Source organism: bacterium (assembly GCA_023145965.1).
GTDB lineage: Bacteria > UBP14 > UBA6098 > UBA6098 > UBA6098 > UBA6098.
Genome location: JAGLDC010000029.1, coordinates 15259 through 40021, shown reverse-complemented (window position 1 = coordinate 40021; position 24763 = coordinate 15259). Strand labels below are relative to the sequence as shown.

Genomic DNA, 24763 nt, shown 5'->3' with positions numbered 1-24763 from the left:
AAGTATGAACGACCCAATAGGTCGAACCTACATTCTACCGAAATTTGCTCAATATAGATTTAACGCCCATCTTTTTCTCGATCTCGAGAGTCCTCTCGACCGAAAGTTTAACTAGATCGTCTTGCGTAAGCGAATTGCGGCTACCGCGAGAAACTACACCAACACGCTCTGTGCAACAATAACACGGGTCGATAGAAGCCGTGATAAGCGCGACGTCGGAAATCGTTTCGCCAATGCAACTCGCTTTATAGGTCGGCAGATTCACAAAGGTCGGGGCGCGAACTTTATGCCTTATAGGTTTGTTCGAGCCATCGGAACGAACATAGTGAAAAACCTCGCCGCGCGGTGCCTCGTGGTGACCACAACCCTCACCTTCGGGGATATTACCCGGAACAACTTGAATATCTCCATCGGGCAAGTTCTCAATTAGCCATCTGCAAAGATAAATTGATTCTAAAATTTCGAGAACACGGCAAACCGCTTTATCAAAAACATCGCCGTTTTCAGTAACGATAACCTTCCAAGCACCGGCTTCGTGGCTGATGCCATAAGCGTCATAGGGATCATCAACGCGAACATCCCACGGCACGCCGGAGGGTCTCGATGTTGGCCCAGTGGCGGCATAGGCGATGGCGTCCTCTTTTGAAAGCACGCCAACACCTTTCAACCTCTTATGAATAACAGGATCGTCGGCAATAGCGCCAAGGAACATATTGGTTGATTTTTCATTTGAATCGAGCGCCTTCATCGTAAAATCGAGCGCCTTCTGAGAAACATCTCTACGTGCCCCACCGACTCGGTTCATTGCATAGTGATTTCGGTTTCCGGAAAGTAATTCGCATGCGTCGAGTATCTCCTCGCGATAGCGCCAAGACCACATCCAAAGTGTATTATAGCCAATGAAGTGACCAGCGAGTCCAAGCCACAGAAGGTGGCTGTGAATACGCTCCATCTCACCGATGAGCGAGCGAATGAATTGTCCACGAGGTGGCGCTTCGATGCCGAGTAGGTCTTCGACAGCGAGAACATAAGCATAAGGGTGGCTTGTAGAGCAGATACCGCATATTCTCTCGACCAAAAAAGGCACCTGGTCCCAGGTAAGGCCTGTGGCGAGTTTCTCGTGACCGCGATGGTTATAACCGATTCTAAGATCGACATGAGTGACTGTTTCGCCATCGAGGTAGAGGGTGAAAAACTCCGGCTCCTCGAGGAGAGGATGGAATGGGCCGATGGGTAGAGTAGTCTTTTTCATATAAAATCCTCTAGTAAACAACCGGTTTTGTTTCGTCTGTGAATCCCTCTGGATTCTGGGGATAGTCCTTCCGATATGGGAAGTTCCCCTCAGGCCAACCATCAGGAAGAAGAAGATGTCTCGGGTCGGGATGTCCCTCGAATATAACTCCATACATTTCGGACATCTCACGCTCTATCCAGTCTGCAGCAGGAAGGAAAGCTCCGACCGAACCTACCTTTAGCTCTGGTTTCATAACCAAGGTTTTAAGGTTACACAAAACCTGATCCTTATCGAACATAAAGTGATAAATCAACTCGACAGCATCGTGAACCTCAAGAGCGGTGCTTGTTGCAAGTCGTCCATCGAGCTGCTCGTAGATTATTTTAGCTGCAGCAGGTAAATCCTTTTGATCAACAACGAGATATATCCTGTTCGGCTTGGGTTGATCTATAGACAGAATAAGATTTCCTACAGCTTTTTCGACCTTCTCTTTAATTGCATATTTTTGTTTGTCGGTCATATAATCTCCTTGTAAAACAGACAGGGCCTTGTTATAAAACAGACAGGGCCTTGACGACTCCAGCTATCATCGCTTCGGGTTTCGGCGGACATCCGGGGATGTAAACGATAATAGCGTTCGGATCTTCTTCTTTGATAATGTCATCAATCCTCCTAGGAACATTATAGCCACCTCTGAAGAAGTTACCATAAGAGGAACAGGCACCGAATAAGAAACAAACACATGGTTTGGATGTTGCGCGATAGGTTTCTATAAGTCTCGGTGTTACATGCCTGTTTGCGACTCCAGTGATAAGAAGCGCATCCGCATGACGAGGGCTTCCCACTAGAATTATACCGAACCTTTCGACATCGAAGCGTGGTGTGAGAAGGTCCAATATTTCTATATCGCAGTTGTTACATGGGCTACATGCCACATGAAAGACCCATATAGATTTTTTGAGTGCCGCTGTTTTAAGTCCCATTTTTTCGGTCCTTATAAGCCATTCGCGCTGAGAATGAAGGCGATCACGGAGAGGATAGTCATCCATCCCCAGAAGAACTTGACCGCCTGGTCGATTCTAAGGCGCGGATTAGTGTTTCTTATTACAGTAATTAAAGCCACGATTAATATATATTTGAGCAAAGCCCAAAGAATCCCTATGCCACCGTCGATTCTAACACCACCCCAAAATAGAGTGATAAGGAAAATGGGCAAGGCATAAAAAAGGATCGCTTTAGAAAGCTTGAAACCGCCAAGTGCAGCTCCACTATAGTCGTAGAACACGCCCCCACCAAGTTCTGTTTCAGCCTCTGGGGCATCGAATGGAACGAGACCGAGCTTTGCCTGAACGCAAAGAAGGGCAACAATGAAGCCGATGACGCCTGAAATCGAATAGAGTATAGGGCCATGGGCAAACTGATATGAGAGAATCCCGCCGAGGGAAAGAGAACCGGCTTTGAAGATAATCATGGTAATAATTATAACAAACGGAACTTCATAACCTAAAAGAAGCTTCATCTCTCGCGAGGAACCAACTGCGGAGAGAGGAGTTCCGGCAGCGCCAGCACCGAGGATAATCATAGTAGAAGGTATGGCGAGAAAATACCAGAAAACTATTATGTCGCCAACGAAACCAGAATCATAATTCCAGTTGCTGAGACCGAGCATGGTCGCTACAAGAACCGAGGCGGCAAGTGCGACTAAAGGAGCGAGAAGGAATCCAGTTTTCTTAGCGTTTTCCGGAAGGATAACCTCTTTGCCCATAAGTTTCATAATGTCCGCGAAACTCTGGAACCACGGTGGGCCGACGCGGTATTGGACCCTCGCGGTAACCTTGCGGTCGAACCACGTAGTTAAAAGTCCCGCCATGGCAGCGAAGAGGAATCCGGGAAAGATAAGATAGTAAAATACTTGCATCGATATTCTCCCTTTTTACCAGCGCCTCATTCCGGGCTTCGCTTTTACGCGCGCACCGGCGAGATTTCCGTTGATTACATCCTTCGGTTTCTCGAAGGTGAGTGCCCCCGAAACGCATGTGGTAACACACGCCGGAAGTTTGTCCTCTTCGAGTCTTTGATAGCAAAGGTCGCATTTTGCGATTACATCACGAAGATGTTCCGGTTGTATTGCGCCAAACGGGCAAGCGATAGCACAACTCTTGCAACCGATACAACGGAATGCGAACCTACGAACAATGCCGTCTTCGCCCTTAATAATTGCATCTTTCGGGCAAGCGGCAACACATGCCGGATTTTCGCAGTGTCGGCAGTGTCCCGGAAAAACTGCGACCGGTTCGGCCTTAGCCTGCGTAAGGTTCAAGTCCGCTTGATGTGTCCGAGAGCAAGCCTCCCTGCACGAGGAGCAACCAATGCAACGGTCGATGTTGATTATTACCCTGCGCTCTTCGGTCTTTATTTGGGTTTGTTCCATAAATTGCTCCGAGCGTTTATAACTTTTTTATCTTAACCCCAATAGGGGTGAGAGCCGGTTGATTACCCCAATCGAATAGGCCGCGTGCAACTGTGTTGTGCATGGGGATTAGGACTTTATCGTTATCGAGCCAAGGTGCTTTTTTAGCTTTAAGTTTGGCCGTTCCATATTTGCTCGATAATTCTATATCATCACCATCCGAAAGGCCGAGTTTCTCCACGATAGCCGTTGGTATCTCAACAGCATCTGTATCGAGAGGGGCGCGAAGATTTGGAAAATCCATCCGGCGTGTGTATCTGCCATCGCCGTGATGGAGAACATTGCCATTTCCAACAGCGATGAATTCACCATCGGGTGAGCCCGATCCGGAAATGGGACTAGTGCCAACCTCGGCAACATCGGTAACAATAGATTCAAGATCGTTTAAAACCGGCGCTTTACCTCCTATAATAGCATCGAGGATATCGCCGACTGCCTTGACTCTAGGACCATCGATAGCCTCATCGAGAGAGATAATATTCTCCTCTGTTCCGAGTATTTTACCAGTTTTCTCAAATAAATATCTCGAAGGGATGAAATGCGAAGCATTTTTGTATCCATGGCTCATAAGCTGGCCGGTTAATGCGAAAACCTTAGGAATTTTGATATTTGGGAGGGCTTCAATCGGATCGCAATCGAGCGCAAGAAGAGCATCGATATCGCCGGAAGCAAGGGCTTTGTAGGTCCCTGTAATGTCGCAACCAGCCGAGGCTAAAAGCCTATAAATTCCGCGAGAGTTGGTCGCGACCGGAAGAACTCCAAAACCGAATCCGGTAAGCTCCGCGAGCCTTTGAGCTGCCGAGGCGATTGTAAATGGATCGACGAAATGCCATCCGGGAGAGAAAATAATATTACCCTTACCCTCAGCGGATTTAATAGCATCGACAGTCCTAGAAAAATCGCCAATAGAAATACCTAAGTCGCTAAGCGGCAACTCGTCGAGAACTTTACCACCGATCGAGGCAATAATCGCCTCGATGAGAACAGAGGTCTTACCTAATCCAACTACCAACTCAGGGTGCGCAAACCAGCCGGTTCTGCTGTGAACTGTATCGATATTAACCATAATATTGCGTCTCCCCAAAGCACTGGCATCGTGAAGAAGCTTGGTTATAGTCGGGTTCATAGTGAAAACATCGCCTATCACTATATTGGTTGTAGCGGTGGAAACAGCATCGAAGGTAAAGCTGTTTTTAAAAGGTGCAACTGCAACGTCCTCTGCGGGAAGTAGCGCAACAAGTTTAGTCCCAAGTTTTTCGGCGAGAGCGATGGCCTTAGATGATTCCTCGAGCGTGAGAGAGCCATCGAGAAGTATCGCTGTTCTGTCTGGCGATTCAGCTTTGAGAGCATGAAATATAGAGCTAGCTACATCATCCATCGCATGAGGTTCTGTGCCAATATTGGAGCGTAAAGCGCGATCTTTATGGAAGGCTAATTCCTGGCAATAATTACCACGTGCACAAAGCCCTCTGGTAACTTCGGGATCGAACTCGATAGAGAGTGCTGATTTTCTACCCCAAACCGCTTCTTCGGAGCATGGAGATTCCATCATGAAAAAGCTGTCCTGCATGGGACAAAATAAACATCTTGTTTTAAACGCGGGCATACATTACCCCTTTTTATCAACCGAAAACATTTGGGTAGTTCATTATCTCGCCGTAACACATATCCGGTCCATCCTTACATATATAATAGGGCCCGATGTTGCAACGATGACATTTGCCGAGACCGCAACTCATGCGGCGGTTCATCGAGAGATATATATGATATGGGTCGAATCCAAGGTCGAGGAGTTTCAAAGTAACGAACTTGAGCATTATATCAGGGCCACAACTAATAACATATGTGTCATTAATATCGACATCGAGATCGTCGAGAAGCACTGTTACGACACCGACAGTGCCAGTCCATCCTGGATAAGGACGGTCGATAGTAAGCTTAAGGTCGGTATGAGGTTTCTTGGACCATGCGTCGAATTCGTTTGTGAAACAGAAATCCTTAGGACTTTTAGCTCCAAATTTAATTGAAACACGCTTATAATCATCGATATTCTGGAAAAGCCCATAAATACCAGCTCTCATCGGAGCTAAACCCACACCACCACCGACAACCATAACTGTATGCCCCTTGAACTTGTCCATGGGATAGCCCTTACCAAAAGGGCCGCGAATACCGACCGGAGAACCGGGCTTGATAGTGTCGTGAAGGCAATCGGTAACTCTTCCAGTGCGCAGAATAGTAATATCGAGATCGGTCGATTCCCCTGGTTCACTCGAAGGAGTAAAGGGAGCCTCGCCGACACCAGGGACAGTGAGTTGAACAAACTGCCCCGCTCTGAATTTAAGCGGCTCAGAGAGCTTAAAACGAAAAGTCTTGATTGTCGAAGTCTCAGGGATAATCTCGACGACTTTTGCGTCGATCGGATAGTAGATGTTTTTCATTTTTTCCGACATAAAATTCTCCTACTTACCGGCCACGCGTTCAGCGTGGTTTTTAGGGGATGGGGACGGAAGCATATCCGCCACAGAATCGACGGAAAGGTCGCGAAGAGTGGCTCGCATATCTATATTCCCCATGCAATTATCGATGCAGCGGCCACAACCGGTGCACGAAGGCCATCCATCGTATCGCCATGGATAATGGAAAAATTTATGGTTGTATCTGTGCATGAATCTTTGAGCTACTCTGAGCCTGGGATTAAGCATTCCAGCCATACGAGAAAAACCCGCCAATTGACAACTGTCCCAAGTCATGAGACGCTCATAGCGTTCCCCATCGACACTGTTGTCATATATGGAAAAGCAGAAACAAGCGGGACAAACATTGGTGCAAGCGCCACATTCAACGCAAGTAGAGCCGTGGTGCCGATAGCTTTCTGGTTCATCTTTGGCTTCGCTGACCAATTCAATAAAAGTTTTTTCAGTAACAAATTGTGCGTTTTGTTCCTCAAGCTTTTTCATCGTCCGAGCACGAGTCTTGTCCCTGTCAGCCTTTAACGAATCAGTGGCTTCGCTCGCGCCGGTGCCCTTGAGTATTTGCTCTCCAGCATCAGAACCGATTTCCACAAGGAAACCATTCTCGACATGAGTAAGATTGAGGTCGAACCCCGAACCGGTATCACAATAAGGTTTACCCTTAACGAGATTGCAGAAACAACTGGGGTGAACATCGCAACAGTCGATAGTAACGATGAATAATCCCTCTCTGCGTTCGATGTAAAATGGATCTAAAAAATCGGGATCGTCGCGGAAAACCCGGTCATAAACCTTAATGCCGGCTAAATCACACTGTGTAATACCAAATATAGCCCGCTTTTTGTGTGCAACCTCTATGTCCTTTTCGAGATTTCCGGGATATTCGCCGACCTTTTGCTTTGGAGGCATGATAAGAGATTTAAGAGGCTCGACTCCACGGAAAAGCGGAAGGCGATATTCATCGATTCCCTTTTTCGTCGCTCTAGATAACCTCGGTTTTCCCTCTACTGAGCCGTCAACCCAAAAAAGATCTCCCCAGTCATCGAGTTTATGGAGAAGTTCCTTAAGCCCGTTCTTAGAAAGGTATTTAAAAGCCATGTTCTGACTCCCTGCGTATGTTTATTCACGCATTCATCAACAAAAGTTAAGTTTCGGATAATAAGAAATAACTTTCTGGATGTCAAGTGCTTAATTAAGTCTTATTTAAAATTTTTAAAAGGTGTTGTTGTCCTATGTAATGAGGGGGCATGGACTAAAGGCCCTAAGAAAAGCTGGCTTTACGTATGGCCTGTAGCCGCCGTGAGGCCGGAGGAAAAATGTTTAATATGTTCCAGAATGATAGACCGGCCTAACGGCTAATCCGAATAGGATTGCCAATGCCCCCGAGAATCGATTTAAATGGGTTATGCTATTATTTAGTGATAAAATAGCTAAGCGATTCCATCTCGATAGCAATGTTGACATTGCGTATCTTCGCATGTGGGGGCGCTATAAAACCAGTTCTGTCTGTGAAATTAAGGATACCGCGAATGCCGGCATCGAAACAACGCTGGATAGCCTTGTAAGAATTTTCCGTGGAGACCGCAACAACTGCAAGTAATATAGTTTCGCGTTCGCAAATGTCGGGCATCTGAGTGGCATCATAAATAGGAATATCTTCGAAAAATTCGCCTATCAGTTTATCATCGATCTCGAATATTGCGGTGATATCAAAACCGCTTTCAGCGAAACCTTTGTAGTTGATTAGCGATTGCCCAAGTTGACCAAATCCAACGAGAGCAACCTTCCAGCGCCTGTTTGTTCCAAGTATCTCGCAAATCTCGTCCGATAGCTTGTCAATATTATAACCGATGCCCCTTTTCCCAAAGCAACCAGCTTTTGAGAGGTCTTTTCGAACTAGGTCGGCGGAAAAACCGGCCTTGGTGGCTATATCCCTGCTTGATACAAAAATTTTGCCCTCGATGGTCGATTCCTTTAAAGCACGCAAATACTCCGAAAGCCGTTCTAAGTTTTTTTGAGTCATTTGATAAGGAGTTGCCATCGAGAGTGTGCTTGTCAGCGCTTTTTGTGGAATTTGTTTTCCAGAGCAGTCTTAAATATCTCGAATGCGCCTTTATCTTTGAGAACAATTTTAACGAGTTTAAGATTCTTGGAATTAAGAAGCCCATTAACAATCTCATCTACCATAATCTCTGCACATTCCTCAGCAGGAAAATGCCCCACTCCAGTTCCGAAAGCAGGCATCGCCAGAGATAAAACGGGGATCTCATCGGCTGTCTTAAGTGTATTTGAGGTGGCGATTTTAACATATTCGGCGTTGGTATGGAGATCCTGTCCCATCACAACAGAGTGAATAACATATTTGGCCGAAAGCGAACCAGAACCAGTAACGATTGTATTGCCTATCTCGGCTGGTCCTTTTTTCATAGCTTCAGTTTCTATCTCCTCACCTCCGGCTCTTTTAATTGCACCGGCAACGCCGCCTCCCATCCAGAGTTTGTTATTGGCAGCATTGGTTATCGCTTCAACGCCAGATTCAATAATATCTCCGTGGATTATTGATAATTTTGTGTGCCCAATATTAAATTCCATCAATTCCTCCAAATTTATTTTGATCATTAAACTCGATGAAATACAATCGAGTATTCTCACAACTAATATAAAATTCTCTTTTTTAAATGTCAAACTTATTTAAAAAACCATTGGCATTACCTATTTTTGTAGGAAAATATGAGTTGCGAATGAATAGTAAAAAATTTATACTCTAAAAATTATGAATAATTTAATCAATTTCATATTATGGGAATAAAGCAAGTAATATTAATCGTTTTAGTTGCGGTGATGCCGGTTATCGTGGCTTGGAAGAGTATTGTATCAGTCGATGCAGGAAGAGAACACACTCTTACTCTGGGTATGGAAGATTCGGCATCGGTCGGATTTGATATTTCAATCGACAAGCCATCGCCACCACCCCCACCAATAGGATTCTATTGTTTTTTTAGCTTATCGGATACTAATTACGATTTTATCGATGGCCTCTGGGGAGATATTCGCCCATTGGCCGATAGCGCGAGATGGGAGGTTATTCTTCGTAGGCAAGAGGAATTGGCAACTATTAGTGTCGATTCTCTTCCGTCCGAGGGATACATTTATATTAACGACCAAAAAATTAACTCTTCTGAAATGCAGTTAGTCGTTCCGCCGAATACACCGACGATTAACATAGAATATAAAAAGCATAGAGAGGTTCTCCCTCTCGATTCACAATAGGTAAGAACTATGAATAACCAAAAGAAATACAGGGAATACTCGAAGGAAGAAAAACAACAGCAACTGGAAGCTGAAACCCTCGATTTTTGGGATAACAAAAAGATTTTTAAAAAAGTCCTAGAAAAAAGTCAAGGCATGCCAAAATTCGTGTTTTACGAAGGTCCACCCACGGCAAATGGTCTTCCGGGAGTTCATCATGTTCTCGCCAGGACACTTAAAGACACTGTGTGCCGTTATCGAACTATGAAGGGAATGTTGGTAGAGCGCAAGGCTGGTTGGGACACCCATGGCCTTCCGGTCGAGATAGATGTCGAGAAAGCCTATAGCATCTCAGCGAAATGCGAAATTGAAAATTTTGGCGTAGATAAATTTAATACTGCCTGTAAAGTCAGTGTTTTCAAGTATGTTGACGAGTGGGAGGAGATGACACGCCGCATAGGGTATTGGCTCGATATGTCGAAACCATATATAACCTGCAATGCCGATTATATGGAGAGCGTTTGGTGGCTGTTGGCAAAATTCTTCCGCGATGGACTTATATATAGAGGCCACAAAGTGTTGCCTTATTGCCCCCGTTGCGGAACCGGCCTTTCCGACCACGAGGTTGCACAGGGTTACCGTGATGTTGAAGACCCATCACTGACTGTCCGTGTGAAGAGAGCCGATACCGAAAACGAGTTCTTTCTTATCTGGACAACAACACCGTGGACGCTTCTTTCAAATGTTGCCCTCGCATTTAATCCAAAGATTCAGTATGTTAAGGTTGAGCATGAAGGCCAACTTTTATGGCTTGCACAATCAAGACTCGAAAGTGTTTTCGGAGAAACACCCCCACAGATAATCGAAAAGAAACCCGGCTCCGAGCTTGCAGGAATCAGCTATGAGCCACTTTTCCGATTCGTCGAGCCCGATAAAAAGGCCTGGTTTACTGTGCTTGCAGATTATGTAACCACCGAAGACGGAACAGGTATAGTCCATATTGCACCGGCATTTGGAAAAGAGGATTATGAAGTGGGGCGTAAGTATGATCTTCCAATGGTTCAGCTTGTCGAGGCCAACGGAACGATAGCCAAAAGTGCCGAGCCCTATGCTGGTTTGTTCTTTAAAGACGCCGACGTTAAAATACTCGACGATCTTGCCGAACGAGGAATTCTCTTTTCACGAGGGAAAATTGTCCATAGCTATCCCTTTTGCTGGCGTTGCGATAGCCCTCTTATCCAATATGCACGAGGAAGTTGGTATATACGCACTACAGATTTCAAGAAAGAACTTCTCGCCCAGAATGAAAAGATAGAGTGGTTTCCGCCAGAGATAGGCAAAGGGCGTTTTGGCGAATGGCTTAGAAATAATGTGGATTGGGCAATATCCCGTGAAAGATATTGGGGAACACCCCTTCCTATATGGGTTTGCGATGAATGTAAGCACGAACACGCTATAGGTTCCCGCGAGGAATTAAAGAATATGGCCATTGATGGATATTCTGATGGGATGGATTTACACAAGCCGGGCATCGATGAAGTTATTCTTAAATGTCCAAAATGTTCTGCGAAGATGCATCGAGTTCCAGAGGTTATCGATTGCTGGTTTGACAGCGGAGCTATGCCTTTTGCACAGGTGCATTATCCCTTCGAAAACGCATGTGAATTTGAACCTGAGCATTTTCCAGCCGAGTTTATATGCGAGGGTGTGGATCAGACTCGCGGGTGGTTTTATACTTTATTAAGCATCTCGGTTATGGCGATGGGGAAATCCTGTTATAAGCGGTGTCTCGTTAACGGTCTCGTGCTTGATAAAGATGGTCAAAAGATGTCTAAAAGCAAGGGTAATGCTGTCGATCCGATAAAGGTTATCGATGATCATGGCGCAGATCCTTTGCGATGGTATCTCATCTCGAATAGCTCGCCGTGGCTTTCAAAACGCTTTGATGTCGAAGCTGTTGCCGAAGTGAAAAGGATATTCTTCGATACATTGAGGAATACATACAACTTTTTCACTCTATATGCCAATATCGATGGTTGGTGTCCATCGATGGGAGAGGGTAAACCCGCGGCCTCAGACCGCTGGCTCGAAAGCCGTCTTAATGGACTTTTGCGCGATGTAGATAATGACCTTAACGAGTATAATCTCACGCATGCATCCAGACGCATATCGAGTTTCGTGGTCGATGAGCTTTCCAACTGGTTTGTCAGATTGGGAAGGAAAAGGTTTTGGGGTGCGGAGATGACCGATGATAAATTGGCGGCATATCATGCGCTCTATAATGCTCTTTTGACAGTAACAAAACTTATAGCTCCTTTTATACCGATAACAGCTGAGGCTTTATGGCAAGGTTTCAGGGAGTGTGACGAGAGCATTCCCGAGAGCGTCCATCTTGCAGATTTTCCTGTTTTCGACGAGAATGTGATCTCACTTGAACTCGACGAGGCCATGGTTTTGGTGGAAAGTGTAGTTACCATGGGAAGGAACGCGCGCCAAAAGGCAAACATAAAAATACGCCAACCGCTTAATAAGCTTCTTATTTCGATGGAGGGAAAATTTGATTTTCCCGATTGGGCAAATAAACTTGTGCTCAAAGAACTCAATCTAAAGTCGTTAGAAAAATGTGATAGTAGTGGGCTTTACGATCTTTCAGCTAAACCAAATTTCAAGTCACTTGGGCCGCGTTTTGGCCCTCGAATGAAGGAACTTGCAATTGTCATCTCGGGGTTAAATTCAACCACAATAAAACACGCTTTAGAGAATGATTTTTTAAATCTAGTGTTTGATGGCGAGGAAATTGCTATCAAACCGAGCGAAGATTTGGTATTAACCGAACACGATGCCGAGGGTTATTCTGTGGTTACGGAAGATGAAGTCGCAGTTGCACTCGATATAAAACTCGATGAGGACCTTATTTCAGAGGGTTATGCCCGTGAGTTGGTCAATAGGATACAGAACACTCGTAAAGAGGCTGGATTCGAGGTTACCGACAGAATTGAAGTCGGTATCTTGTTAGACGATGAGAAGAGTTCAGCGGTATCTATTCATTCTGGATGGATAAAAGGTGAAGTTCTTGCTAAATCCATTGTTTTCGGGGTATTAACAGAAAAAGATTTCGAGAAGGAATGGATTTTAGATGACAAGAATATTGTGATACAGATCAAAAAATTGTTGCATTGATTTGAAAAGTAGCTAAATAGAGAAAAATGGGTATTATGAAGGGTCTTGATTTTTAACACCATTATGGAGTGTGCTATGAGAACAAGGGAAATTGAGAGAATAAAGGCTAAGCTGGTTAAAATGAGAGAAGAGATTCTTTCTGAGATAGGACGATTTGAAGATAATATTCTTCATAAGAATCGGAAAGATAATACAGGCGAGGTTTCAAGCTTTACAACTCACCCTGCAGACATGGGAGCCGAGACAGCTGAATACGAAAAGGCATATCTGCTCGCATCCAAGGAAAATAGGCTTTTTAAACTGATAACACAGGCAATCGAGAGAATTGAAAATAACTCCTTTGGAAACTGTATCGAGTGTGGGGCTCAAATACCACTAGAAAGACTGAGAGCAATACCATATTCGCCTTATTGTGTGGATTGCAAAGAGAAACTCGAAAACGGAGATTACGTGTTTTAGGCTATGCCTCAGGATAAACGAAATACTATTCCCCCGCCTCCTACTAACTGGAAACAAAGAAGCAGAGGGCTTGTTATATCTGTATTGATATTTGCCGTTGTTTTAATATTGGCGCAATATTTCTATACTGAAAAAAACCCCGTCATGAAGCTCGGTTATACCGATCTTATCAACGAGGTCGATAGCGGAAACATCGCGGAGGTTGAATTCATCGGAAAGAGGGTAGAGGGCAATTTTGCTTTTCCTAAAAAGGTATCCATAGGGCGCGAAACGCTTGAATATAAGCAATTCGAGTTGAATATACCTTTTGAAGATCCCGGCCTTGTGAATATGTTGAACGATAAAGGCGTTAAGATTACTGCTCGCGAGGAGGGGAATAAATGGTGGTCTATTGCCCTGTCACTTCTTCCATGGCTTCTAATACCGATTTTCTATATTTTCATAATCAAACGAATGCAGGGTAACCAAAACGGTGTTTTTAATTTTGGGAAGTCTAAGGCCAAGAGAATAGCGCCCGATAGGGTCAAAGTTAATTTTAGTGATGTTGCCGATTGTGAGGAGGCGAAGCAGGAGCTTGGTGAAGTTATAGACTTTCTTAAGAATCCGCGCCGCTTCTCAAAGCTTGGTGGAAAAATTCCAAAGGGAGTTTTGCTTTTAGGTCCTCCGGGGACTGGAAAAACTTTACTTGCGAGGGCTGTTTCTGGTGAGGCGGAGGTTCCGTTTTTCAGTGTTGCGGGTAGTGATTTTGTTGAAATGTTTGTGGGAGTCGGGGCTAGTCGTGTTCGGGACCTTTTCGAAACCGCAAAGGCAAACGCTCCGTGTATAGTATTCATCGATGAGATTGATGCAGTTGGACGCCAGAGGGGCACAGGACTCGGTGGTGGTCATGATGAACGTGAGCAGACTTTAAATCAGATTCTTGTCGAGATGGATGGTTTCGTGACCAATGTAGGAGTAATAGTTCTTGCTTCTACTAATAGACCTGATGTCCTCGATCCGGCGCTTCTTCGTGCAGGTCGTTTTGACCGTCGAGTAGTTATCGAGAGGCCTGACGTTAAAGGCAGAGAGGGAATATTAAGGGTGCATACTCGTGGTATTCCGCTTGCAAAAGATGTCGATCTCCCAATTATAGCGCTTGGAACGCCAGGGCTTTCTGGGGCGGATCTTGCGAATATTGTAAACGAAGCTGCTCTTTTAGCTGCTCGCCAAAAAAAAGATCAAGTATTTATGGAGGATTTCGAGCAGGCTAAAGATAAAATCATGATGGGAACCGAGCGTCGAAGCATGATGCTTACCGGTGAGGAGAAGACGATTTCCGCTTACCACGAAGCTGGACATGCGCTTCTTGGGAAGCTTCTACCCGGTTCAGACCCGGTTCATAAAGTAACAATTATCCCTCGGGGAATGTCGTTAGGACTTACATATTATCTACCAAAAGGCGATAAACGGCTATATAGCAAAAGCTATCTTATGACAAAGCTCGTCCATTTGCTCGGCGGAAGGGCTTCTGAGGTGATAATTTTCAACGACCCTACTACCGGTGCAGATAATGATATTGAACAAGCAACGCGTATAGCCAGAAAAATGGTTTGCGAATGGGGAATGAGTGAGAAGCTTGGGCCACTCGATTACACGGAAGACGGCGATGAAGTATTTCTGGGAAAGGAATTGCTTTCCCGAAGAGCAAGTCATTCTGAAAACGTTAACCAGCTTATAGATCAAGAAGTCTCAGCTTTGGTGGAGGGCGCTCTTAAGCGCGCGGAAAAGCTCCTCTCGGAAAATATAGACAAACTGAAGTTGCTTGCTGAAGCTTTAATCAAGTTCGAGTCACTTTCTGGCGAAGATATCGATGTTGTTATCGAAGGCAAAGAGATACAAAGGGATCTCGAAAATAATGTATCAGAAGAGAAGCAAACAACTCCACAAAAAGAATTTAAGGCTGATACTGGAAATGTTATAAGCGAACCATCGCCTGAACCAACCGCATAAATATATCAATACTAAGCATTAATAGGGGGGCGTCGGGATTTTTCGCTTCTCCAAAAGCTAGCTTTTGGAGAAACGAAAAATAGGAGGCAGGCCGATGAGAAATCCTGCCTTAATTCGTTATATACCGCAACAGCCTGACTCCCGGCTTCGCGTCAAAAGAGGCGAAAATTTATTGGTTTAGTGAATTGTTTAACTTTTGGCGCGCAGCAACGACACCCCCCGTATAGAGCCATAATGATTGCACCCCCATCGAATAGGGCCATAATTGCCTTGAAAACCCTAAATATAAACGATATATTTAAAAATCCATATTAGATTGGGGTATGTGTTTATGAAAAGGTCATTAAGGATAAAATTAATGGGTGTTGTTAATACAACACCGGATAGCTTCTCTGATGGAGGACTTTACAAGGAACCCCCGCGCGCTATTGATAGAGCGATGCAGTTGGCAATTCAAGGGGCGGACATAATCGATATTGGAGCAGAATCTTCGAGGCCGGGGGCTGACCCAGTATCAGCTGAAGAGGAAATGAAAAGAGCTATACCTGTAATAATGGGTGTTAAAGAAAAAGCCCCGATAAAGATATCAATTGACACATACAAGAGTGAAGTTGCCGAAAGAGCTATCGAGGCTGGAGCTTCGATGGTGAACGATATTTCTGCGATGACAGCAGATCCCCAAATGGTGAAAGTTGTTGCTGATTCAGGAGTGGATGTGATTCTTATGCATATGCTCGGGACTCCAAGGACAATGCAAGTGGATCCATGTTATGATGATGTTTTAGATGAAGTTTGTGAGTATTTATCAGAAAGAACAAAATATGCTATTGAAAATGGAGTTGATAAAGAGAAAATATACGTCGATCCAGGTATAGGATTTGGCAAGAGATTAGTTGATAATCTAACCCTTCTTGCTGGAATAAAGGAAATAAAAAAGTTGGGTTTTCCAGTAGTGATAGGCACATCGCGAAAGAGTTTTATAGAAAAGATTATTGGTAAAAAGCCGCCATCAGAAAGGTTGTTGGGTAGTCTCGGAAGTTTCGCATGGGCGGCTATTGAGGGAGCGGATATTTTAAGAGTGCACAATATCAGTGAGACGTATGAAACAATCGCAGTTGTAGAAGCAATTAAGGAACACAGCACTCTCGAACGCGAGGTAAATCGTGACTCTATTTAAGGTATTCTTCATAGAATTCGGTCTAATAGATATAATTGATATTCTTGTTGTGACTTTTATTATTTACAATTTTCTTTTGCTAATGAAAGGCACGCGCGCGGTTACCATGCTAATTGGCCTAGCGACAATTTTAGTTATGGCTTTTGTCTCGACATGGCTTAACATGAATTCACTTAAATGGCTTAGCGCGCGACTTGGAACAGTATGGATTATCGCTTTCCTTATTGTGTTCCAACCTGAGCTTAGAAATGTTTTAACAAGGATTGGGAATGCACCGTTTTTAAGAAAGCTTGTTTCTTCAGAAGCGAAAAAAATAATTGCAGCAATTGTTAATGCCGCAGATGTCCTCTCTTCCGCGAAAGTAGGAGCGCTTATTGCTATTAAGCGCGATGTGGGTTTAAAGGGATACGAAGAAACTGGCAAAAAGATAGGAGCTAACGTAACAACTGAGCTTATTGTTACTATATTTACACCGCATACACCTCTTCATGATGGTGCAGTTATTATTGAGGATAATGTTATCGTAGCCGCTGGATGCGAATTGCCATTAACGAAAAATCCCCGGTATCAGAGAACCCTTGGGATGAGGCACCGAGCAGGATTAGGATTAACAGAGGAAACCGATGCTGTTGTGGTTATAGTTTCAGAGGAGACGGGCGGAATATCTCTAGCAATTAGAGGAAATCTGCGAAAGAATCTCACTCTGAGTAATCTTAGAAAATTGCTCGAAGTATCTCTAAAAGGACGTGGAAAATAGTGTTTATAGATAGAGTTAAGATAAAGATTAAGGCCGGCAATGGCGGGAATGGATGTACAGCATTTCGCCGCGAAAAGCACGTCCCTCGTGGAGGGCCCTCTGGTGGTAACGGTGGAAAAGGTGGGAATGTTATACTTCAAGTTGATAAGATGATGACAACTCTTATTGATTTCTATTACATCAGCATATATAAAGCGAAAAAAGGGGTTGGTGGCGGTGGTTCGGATAAAACCGGAGCTAATGGTCAAGACCTAATAATAAAGGTTCCCCCGGGGACAATTGTTAACGATGTTGAATCAGAGAAGGTTATAGCCGATTTAGTAGATGGTGAATATATTGTAGCAAAAGGAGGCAAGGGCGGAAGAGGAAATGCGAGCTATAAAACATCATCGAATAAAGCTCCTCAGTATTCGACAGAGGGTCAGCCCGGCGAAGAGAGGGAATTACTTTTAGAGCTGAAGACAATTGCTGATATCGGTTTAGTTGGTGCGCCAAATGCCGGTAAATCGACTTTTCTGTCGAAAGTTTCTTTAGCCAGACCAAAAATTGCAGAATATCCTTTTACTACCATAGAGCCTAATCTGGGCATAGCAGAACTCGATAGAAATAGGCGCGTTATTTTTTGCGATATTCCGGGCTTAATAGAGGATGCCCATAAAGGCAAAGGTTTAGGGCTTGATTTTCTACGCCATGTAGAAAGGAATATCCTGTTATTTATATTTGTAGATCTTTTTGATAATCCACAAGAAAAAGCACAGATGATTAAAACCGAGCTTGAATCATATTCTCTTGGGATATTATCGCATAAAACTAGTGTTTTGGTGGGCACTAAAGCGGATGTTGCATCTGAAGAAAATATAGAATTAATAAAGAATATGGGGGGCAGTATAATAAGCTCGATTACGGGTCAGGGATTAAAAGAGCTACTGGAGCTTGGATATTCCATTATAGAAAAGCAAAAGGCCGAAATGGATGGCGATTATGAGGGAAGATAACCTTTATTGGATGTTAGCGCTTCAGAGTATTTCCGGCGTGGGTTCAATAACAGCCGGGAGGCTTCTGGATAAATTCAAAACACCGCAGAAAATATTTGGGGCAGATGCAGGTTCTTTAGAGGAAGTTTTAAATAAAAGGGCTTTGAACGGCTTCAAAAATTACGATCCAAAGAGGGACACAAACCTTAAAAGAGAAATCGAAAAGATAGAAGAGTCAAAGGCTCGAGCTATAACTATATTAGATGAAGACTATCCAGAAAACCTCTCAGAAATTGTCGATGCGCCAATTATTTTATATATTATGGGCGAGATTATAAAAACAGACGAGCTGGCGGTAGGCATAGTAGGGACTCGTAGGCCAACGCGTTATGGGATAGATCAGTCGAGGCGTTTTTCGCAATACCTAGTGAAACAGGGCGTGACTATTGTGTCGGGGATGGCTATGGGTATAGATGGCAACGCACAAGACGCTGCAATAAGAGCCGGAGGTCGCACGATTGCGGTGCTTGGTTGTGGTGTTGATGTTGTATATCCTTCTATAAATGCCAAGCTGTATAGAGAAATAATTCAAAACGGGGCTGTTGTTAGTGAATATCCTCTTGGGACGAAAGCTGACCCGAAGAATTTTCCACCAAGAAATCGTATAGTAAGTGGGCTTTCAAAAGCGGTATTGATAGTAGAGGGTCGTAAGAGAAGTGGAGCACTTATTACCGCGGATTACGCAGCAACACAAGGGCGTGATGTATATGCAATTCCCGGCCATATCGACAGGCCTAATTCAGCCGCTCCAAATTCGCTCATTCGAGATGGCGCAATTCCTGCTCTTGAACCAAAAGATGTTATTGCATCATTAAAAATCGAAGCTATGGAAGAGAATTCGAGAAAACAATCTCAGGAAAAAGCGATATCGCTTACAGGAATATCTAAAAAAATTTATGATGCAATGGATTTCGAAGGCGTAACTGTGGATAATATGGCAAAAAAAGCAGATTTGGATATAAGGACGATACTGGGAATACTTACTGAGCTTGAAATGAAAGACATTGTAAAAAGGCTACCGGGGTCAAAATACGCAAGGAATGTTTGAGGAAAAAATATGTTGACCACAGAGGTTGAAATTGTTAACAAATTGGGACTTCACGCAAGACCGGCGACTATGCTGGTTAAAACAGCGGCCAAGTATAAATCGAAAATCACGATAAAAAAAGAAGATTTGTCCGTCGATGCAAAAAGCATAATGGGCGTACTGATTCTTGCAGCACAGAAGGGCGCTAAATTGACTATCGAGGTCGATGGTGAAGATCAGGAAGATGCAATGAGAGAGGTTGTGAAGCTTTTCGGAGATGGTTTTGGTGAGGAGTAAATTGAACCTTCCCAATTTGCTAACAATAATAAGGATAATATTAGCGCCATTGGTTTTTATTGCCATATTTAGTGGTGGAAGATGGATGGGTATAGGCAGTGTATTGTTCGGGATAGGAGCAATAACTGACTGGATGGATGGATATTTAGCGAGGAAGCATAAGTTAGTTACCGGATTCGGGCAGTTTGCAGATCCTGTTGCGGATAAGTTATTGTCTGGGTTTGCATTAGCAGGAGTGGCAGCAGCGGGATATATTATTGTTATACCCGTAATTGCAATTATATTAAGAGATGTTATAATGACGAGCTTTAGGTTGTGGGGAATAAGTAAAGGTGTTAAAATACTTCCCAGTAAACTTGCAAAAACAAAGACATTGCTCGAGATGGGAAGCTTGATATTGATCATGGTATATGCTTCAATAGGAGGAAATCCTGTAGGATATAGATTTGGAAGTGTGGCTATATCGTTAGTGGGAATTCTTGCATGGATAACAATGGCAGATTATTTTTGGAAAAATAGAGGGCTTTTATTTCAGTAGAAAGTGCTGTCACGATTTTTGCTATTTCAAAGATATTAGATTTATTGGATAATATACAGCTCAAAAATCCCAACGGAAGCACAAAGACTCCGCCCGTGCCAGCACTTTAATCACCTTAGAATATATATTTCAGATTAGAGAATTTAGTTAGGTTTCTTAGAAGAAGAAACCTATGATTTTGTTAGAACAAGAAGGGATTTACCTTTGAATAGTTTATCTGGTAGTATAATAAATTCTGAATTTAAGAAGCCGGCATTATTTATTTCGTCGGGTTCTATATTTGGTTTTTGCTTGCCTTTGAATAAGATTAATTTTCCTTGTGAGTGAATGATTTGGGCTAATTTACCCAGCGGGGGAAAGCCTGAAAAAACGGCTCTTGAGAGGCAGTAATCGAATTTACGGTTGATATTTTCCCATCTGCCGTTGATAATATTGGCATTATCAATTTCTAGTTCGAGAATACTTCGCTCGATGAATCGAGCTTTTTTGCTATTGGAATCGATCATAGTGACTGAAAATTGATGGTTTAAAAGGGCTAAGGGGATTCCGGGTAAACCGGCTCCGGAACCTATATCGATTATATCTGCGGGTTTATTGATAAGGCCTAGGAGAAAAGGTGTTAGAGAGTCGAGAAAGTGTCTTGTCCAAAGGGAGTTTACGTCGTGGTCTGAAACGAGGTTAAGTGCGCGATTATTTTTATGGATTAACGAGGCGAATATAGTAAGCTTATCAATTAATTCGAGAGGCAATTCGGCTTGATAATCCTTCAGATAAGAGATAAAAGTATTAATTTCTTCTGTGTGCATTTAACTAATTGTTTCATGTGAAACAAAGTTTTTATTATTAAGATGGACATATAATGCGAATATTGCCGCAGGAGTTATTCCGGGGATGATTGAGGCTTCTCGTAGAGTTCGAGGTTTTCTGGAAAAGAGCTTTTCGGCTGCCTCGGATGAAAGACCCTCGACATCGGAATAATCAAGTGAAATAGGAACAAAAGTAGAAAGAATTTTGTCATATTTCTTTACACGCTTTTCTTCGCGCGTTATAAAGCCCTCATATTTTGCCTCTATTTCAATGCGTTCTAGTATCTCGAATGGTAAATCAGGGTTGAGGAATCCAGAATCGAATAAATCTTGAAAGTGATTACCAGTTTGTTTGAGATAATTATAAACACTGGGTTTATTAGGTGAAGATATATTAATTCTCAATTCAAATGGAATGCGGATATCTTGAAAGCGCTTCTTTTTCTCAAAATAGCAAGCATCTAGTTTAGATAGGTGATCTATTGTATTTTTTGGGAGAAGATTATATTTATCGGAATATGGTAACATTCGCCAGACTGCATTATCCTCTCTGAGTTTAAGGCGATATTCAGCCCTTGAAGTAAAGAGGCGATATGGATCATCTACTCCTAAAGTTATAATGTCATCTATCATTATTGCAATATATGAATCGCTTCTTTTGAGCCTAAAAGGAGGTTCGCCTTTTAGGAAAAGAGAGGCGTTTATTCCTGCGTATAAACCTTGACCAGCGGCTTCCTCATAACCACTGGTGCCATTGACCTGACCGGCGAAATATAGTCCTTGGATACCTTTGTATTCGAGTTGTGAATTAAGTTGTCGAGGATCGATACAATCGTATTCGACAGCATAGGCCCACTGGGAAACTGAAACATTTTCAAGGCCGGGAATAGTCCTAAGTATTTGCAACTGAAGCTTTTCAGGAAGACTCATGGATATGCCATTAACATATATCTCGGGATTTGAATGACCTTCGGGTTCTAGAAAGATAGTATGTGAAGAATTGTTTGGGAACTTCATAACTTTAACTTCGATAGATGGGCAGTATCTGGGGCCAGTTCCCTCGATTCTTCCATCGAACATGGGACAAAGGGATAAATTATTTTTAACAAGTTCGATAGTCCTGTCATTTGTTTTGGTTATCCAGCAAAACTCCTGATTTTCAAGGGGGAGTAAGTCTTTAGTGAATATCGAAAAAGGACGGTATTCTTTTTCTCCATGTTGCCGGATAGTTTTTGAGAAATCTATCGATTCAGCAAGAACACGCGGTGGAGTCCCAGTTTTAAAACGCTTCAGAGTGATACCTTCGGCACGAAGAGAGGCTGAAAGCCTGTTTGCAGGAGGGTCTCCAAGCCTTCCAGCGGGTATCGATGACGGACCCGTAAATATTTTTCCTTTGAGAAAAGTCCCGGTGCAAACGATTATGACTCTTGCGGTTAAGACGCTTCCGTTATCGAGGGTTAGACTCCGTATTTTGCCATTAGATATTGATAAATCAACGGCCTCTCCATAAATCACTTCGATATTTGGATTATTAAGGATTTCTTTTTGAATGAGTTTGGGATAGAGGTTTCTTTCATTTTGAGAGCGTGTGGCTTGAACTGCATAGCCTTTACTACGATTCAGAACGCGATATTGTATTGCCGATAAATCTGCAATTTTACCCATAGCACCGCCAAGGCAATCGACTTCGCGGACAACGTGGCTCTTTGCAATTCCTCCTATTGCTGGGTTACAACTTAATCTCCCTATGGACTCGAGGTCGAAATTAATGAGCCCAATCCTATGTCCGAATTTTGCAGACGCCAAAACAGCCTCGATTCCTGCATGGCCTCCGCCAATTACTAATATGTCGAATCCACTAAGCATAGCAAATCAAAATAAAGATAAATGGGGTATTTGCAAGTTATGTTTCATGTGAAACATTGTAGAGTATATTTAGATTGTTAGAGGGGTTAAACAATTTGTGTTAATTATCTTGGAGATTATCCTCGGCATTTTGGCGTAATAAATTTATTTTTGTCGAATTACCTCGAGTTGCATTAATCTGCTTAGAGTAATCTTCCATTATCGTTGCTTTTTGTTTTATGATCTCTTGCTCGTTTCCGGTGAGGTTTTCGGCATCTTCACGGAGCTTATTCGCTTCCTGGCGTATATTGTATGCCTTGACTCTTGCCTCATTTGCAGTTCTACTTTTGGTTGCCCAAGATTTTATATCGGAATAGAAACTACTAAGGTCTTCTTCCTGCTTTTGAGTTTCCGGTTTAGTTGTTTGATTCGTATTTTTAGTCCATTTACCCTTATAATCAGAATATTGACTTTTCCACTCGGATTCATTGGGACTGTTATTTTTTTCTGTTGTTTCATTCTTAGGGTTATCCCCTAGAAAGCGAGAGGTTACATATAGTGAATCTTGTGTGTTGGAAGAATTTATTTCGTTAATTGTTGGTTGGCTTTTTGGGATTGTTACCTTAGTCACATAAGGAATCGAAGATGGTTTGGTTTCTGCTATTTCATAGCCTAAATGATTTTTTTTTGGTTTGGGATAACTTGAAGTAATAGGTTTACTTTCAAGCATGTCGGCAGCATCATTAAGCATATTAGTAGCTTCATCGGTTGTTTCTTGCTTAGGTTCTGCTGAATTCTGTCTGGAGGGTTCACGGGAACAAAGAAACGCAAGGATCAAAACCCCCAAAACAAATAATACAATTATACCTTTTGAAGTATTCATACTAAATTACATTGAATATTATATTTACTAAGTATATCGATATGATGTTTAAAAGTCAAATTTAGTATGACAAGATAATTCTGGTTAAAAATCTTGCGGTTATGATTAACAGTTGTTAAATTGAATTATATGGAGACAGATAACTCGATTCTCAGCTATTATGGGCCGGCATTTAATCGGCCATTTGTATCGATTCTAAATTCACGACAAACAAAAATGCCCGTGGGGAATGACCTATGGGTTTCTAAAACCCTCGAAGCAGTTCGTTTCAATATCAGGGAAAATAGAACTATTCTCTCCTCGATAGGAATGCACACATGGAATCTTTTAACATGGGCTATCGGTCACTATGGAGGCAAGCAGATTCTGATTCTTCCTTTGTATGCCGATGATTTAGAGCAGGAAATAGTTTACGATATTGTTTCAGAATATTCACTCGACGAGAGGCGTGTAGCTTTCGCTTTTTACAAAACCAATTGCCCAATAACACACCCTAAAATGACCTGGGTGGAGAGGGATCGTCGGGTAATTAAACTAGCAGACGAAATTTCCCCTATATCGATACGAAGAGGAGGCAACCTAGACTGCGAGATTAAAAAAAGCGCTCGAGGCTGGTGTAAGATAAATTCGGCTTCTTCAATTCCATATATCAAATCGAAGAGAAGAAATATCCATAAAATGCTGCAAAAGAGAAATTTAGATTTTATACTACCGGATATTTGGCCAAAATTGACGCACTGGACACACTCCTTCACCGAACCATGGCCGGGAGAATCCAAGGCCGATTACTACAGAGCTATAGCTTGTTCGAATGAGGAATACCCAAGGTCCGCATTGAATTCTCTTCTTAGAATACTCTCAGACGAGGTTATTTATGGAACAAGAAGAAATTTTCGGAATCATATGCCAAATGTATCTTTTACGGCGCTTAATCCCAAGGAATCACTTTCTTTGATGAATTGGAATCCCTCTCGATCGCGGTTTTCTTTCGAGTTTTACGGAATAGCGATCGATATGGATGTTGCTCGGGAAAAAGGAATTCGAAAAATTATTTATGGTCAAGAAAAAGCATATGATTTGCTATCTCCAGAAAATAGACAATACTTTCAACCCATCGGGAGCAAGGTAGATTGGAGTAAAGAAAAGGAATGGCGGTTTATTGGAGATTTTTCTTTGTCAGATATTCCAAAGGATAAAATTATTGTAGTCGTTCCGAACAGGGTTGAGGCGGAAATAATCGAGAAAAGGTTCAATCTAAGAACATATACTCCATTTTCAACTAGCTGAAAATTGTTCTAAAAAAATATTAAGGCTTGACTGAGTGTAAAACTTGTATTTATTTAT

At 42.8% G+C, this 24763-nt stretch carries 24 protein-coding genes; 11 read left to right on the top strand and 13 right to left on the bottom strand.

Going from position 1 to position 24763, the window contains the following annotated elements:
- Positions 1–34: 34 nt before the first annotated feature.
- The 10 genes from KAH81_03150 to KAH81_03105 all read right to left on the bottom strand — a co-directional run bounded on the left by KAH81_03150 (position 35) and on the right by KAH81_03105 (position 8770).
- The gene (locus tag KAH81_03150; protein ID MCK5832646.1) at positions 35–1252 is read right to left on the bottom strand and encodes a nickel-dependent hydrogenase large subunit; all 1218 of its coding nucleotides are present in this window, start codon (positions 1250–1252) and stop codon (positions 35–37) included.
- A 10-nt stretch (positions 1253–1262) separates the two neighbouring features.
- Positions 1263–1754 (bottom strand): NADH-quinone oxidoreductase subunit C, encoded by a 492-nt coding sequence (locus KAH81_03145; GenBank protein MCK5832645.1) that lies wholly within the window; start codon positions 1752–1754, stop codon positions 1263–1265.
- Between the two features lie 31 nt (positions 1755–1785).
- Positions 1786–2217 (bottom strand): NADH:ubiquinone oxidoreductase, encoded by a 432-nt coding sequence (locus KAH81_03140; protein MCK5832644.1) that lies wholly within the window; start codon positions 2215–2217, stop codon positions 1786–1788.
- A gap of 11 nt (positions 2218–2228) precedes the next feature.
- Complete coding sequence (locus tag KAH81_03135; GenBank protein ID MCK5832643.1) at positions 2229–3152, bottom strand: NADH-quinone oxidoreductase subunit H; 924 nt, start codon at positions 3150–3152, stop codon at positions 2229–2231.
- Positions 3153–3167: 15 nt separating this feature from the next.
- A complete protein-coding gene (locus tag KAH81_03130; GenBank protein MCK5832642.1) occupies positions 3168–3665 on the bottom strand; it encodes a 4Fe-4S dicluster domain-containing protein in 498 nt (165 codons plus the stop codon).
- Between the two features lie 16 nt (positions 3666–3681).
- Positions 3682–5310 (bottom strand): hypothetical protein, encoded by a 1629-nt coding sequence (locus KAH81_03125; protein ID MCK5832641.1) that lies wholly within the window; start codon positions 5308–5310, stop codon positions 3682–3684.
- A gap of 16 nt (positions 5311–5326) precedes the next feature.
- A complete protein-coding gene (locus KAH81_03120; GenBank protein MCK5832640.1) occupies positions 5327–6157 on the bottom strand; it encodes an FAD/NAD(P)-binding protein in 831 nt (276 codons plus the stop codon).
- Positions 6158–6166: 9 nt separating this feature from the next.
- On the bottom strand, positions 6167–7276 hold the full coding sequence (locus KAH81_03115; GenBank protein ID MCK5832639.1) for a 4Fe-4S dicluster domain-containing protein: 1110 nt from the start codon (positions 7274–7276) through the stop codon (positions 6167–6169).
- 313 nt (positions 7277–7589) lie between these two features.
- Complete coding sequence (locus KAH81_03110) at positions 7590–8201, bottom strand: redox-sensing transcriptional repressor Rex (GenBank protein ID MCK5832638.1); 612 nt, start codon at positions 8199–8201, stop codon at positions 7590–7592.
- A gap of 32 nt (positions 8202–8233) precedes the next feature.
- A complete protein-coding gene (locus KAH81_03105) occupies positions 8234–8770 on the bottom strand; it encodes a macro domain-containing protein (GenBank protein MCK5832637.1) in 537 nt (178 codons plus the stop codon).
- Positions 8771–8977: 207 nt separating this feature from the next.
- Here KAH81_03105 and KAH81_03100 point away from each other — a divergent pair, with 207 nt between their 5' ends.
- The 10 genes from KAH81_03100 to pgsA all read left to right on the top strand — a co-directional run bounded on the left by KAH81_03100 (position 8978) and on the right by pgsA (position 19885).
- Positions 8978–9448, top strand: coding sequence for a hypothetical protein (locus KAH81_03100; GenBank protein MCK5832636.1), 471 nt, complete (start codon positions 8978–8980; stop codon positions 9446–9448).
- Between the two features lie 9 nt (positions 9449–9457).
- Positions 9458–12607, top strand: a complete 3150-nt coding sequence (locus KAH81_03095) for an isoleucine--tRNA ligase (GenBank protein ID MCK5832635.1) — start codon at positions 9458–9460, stop codon at positions 12605–12607.
- Positions 12608–12682: 75 nt separating this feature from the next.
- The gene (locus KAH81_03090) at positions 12683–13066 is read left to right on the top strand and encodes a TraR/DksA C4-type zinc finger protein (protein ID MCK5832634.1); all 384 of its coding nucleotides are present in this window, start codon (positions 12683–12685) and stop codon (positions 13064–13066) included.
- A gap of 3 nt (positions 13067–13069) precedes the next feature.
- Entirely contained in the window at positions 13070–15055 is a 1986-nt protein-coding gene (gene ftsH, locus KAH81_03085; GenBank protein ID MCK5832633.1) for an ATP-dependent zinc metalloprotease FtsH, read from the top strand.
- 331 nt (positions 15056–15386) lie between these two features.
- Complete coding sequence (gene folP / locus KAH81_03080; GenBank protein MCK5832632.1) at positions 15387–16232, top strand: dihydropteroate synthase; 846 nt, start codon at positions 15387–15389, stop codon at positions 16230–16232.
- On the top strand, positions 16219–16989 hold the full coding sequence (gene cdaA, locus KAH81_03075) for a diadenylate cyclase CdaA (protein MCK5832631.1): 771 nt from the start codon (positions 16219–16221) through the stop codon (positions 16987–16989). The genes folP and cdaA overlap by 14 nt, the downstream gene beginning before the upstream one ends.
- Positions 16986–17984, top strand: coding sequence for a GTPase ObgE (gene obgE, locus KAH81_03070; protein ID MCK5832630.1), 999 nt, complete (start codon positions 16986–16988; stop codon positions 17982–17984). The genes cdaA and obgE overlap by 4 nt, the downstream gene beginning before the upstream one ends.
- A complete protein-coding gene (gene dprA, locus KAH81_03065) occupies positions 17971–19071 on the top strand; it encodes a DNA-processing protein DprA (protein ID MCK5832629.1) in 1101 nt (366 codons plus the stop codon). Before obgE ends, dprA begins: the two co-directional genes overlap by 14 nt.
- A 9-nt stretch (positions 19072–19080) precedes the next feature.
- Positions 19081–19347: an HPr family phosphocarrier protein gene (locus KAH81_03060; GenBank protein MCK5832628.1), complete on the top strand. Its 267-nt coding sequence runs from the start codon at positions 19081–19083 to the stop codon at positions 19345–19347.
- Complete coding sequence (gene pgsA, locus KAH81_03055; protein ID MCK5832627.1) at positions 19334–19885, top strand: CDP-diacylglycerol--glycerol-3-phosphate 3-phosphatidyltransferase; 552 nt, start codon at positions 19334–19336, stop codon at positions 19883–19885. Before KAH81_03060 ends, pgsA begins: the two co-directional genes overlap by 14 nt.
- 170 nt (positions 19886–20055) lie before the next feature.
- On the opposite strand, the gene rsmG is transcribed toward pgsA, so the two are convergent.
- The 3 genes from rsmG to KAH81_03040 form a co-directional block, all read right to left on the bottom strand.
- Positions 20056–20691 carry a 16S rRNA (guanine(527)-N(7))-methyltransferase RsmG gene (gene rsmG / locus KAH81_03050; GenBank protein MCK5832626.1) on the bottom strand — a complete coding sequence of 212 codons (636 nt, stop codon included), beginning with the start codon at positions 20689–20691 and terminating at the stop codon, positions 20056–20058.
- On the bottom strand, positions 20692–22557 hold the full coding sequence (gene mnmG / locus KAH81_03045; GenBank protein ID MCK5832625.1) for a tRNA uridine-5-carboxymethylaminomethyl(34) synthesis enzyme MnmG: 1866 nt from the start codon (positions 22555–22557) through the stop codon (positions 20692–20694).
- Positions 22558–22657: 100 nt separating this feature from the next.
- Entirely contained in the window at positions 22658–23419 is a 762-nt protein-coding gene (locus KAH81_03040) for a hypothetical protein (GenBank protein MCK5832624.1), read from the bottom strand.
- A 129-nt stretch (positions 23420–23548) separates the two neighbouring features.
- On the opposite strand from KAH81_03040, the gene KAH81_03035 reads away from it, so the two are divergent.
- Entirely contained in the window at positions 23549–24706 is a 1158-nt protein-coding gene (locus tag KAH81_03035) for a hypothetical protein (GenBank protein ID MCK5832623.1), read from the top strand.
- Positions 24707–24763 lie beyond the last annotated feature (57 nt).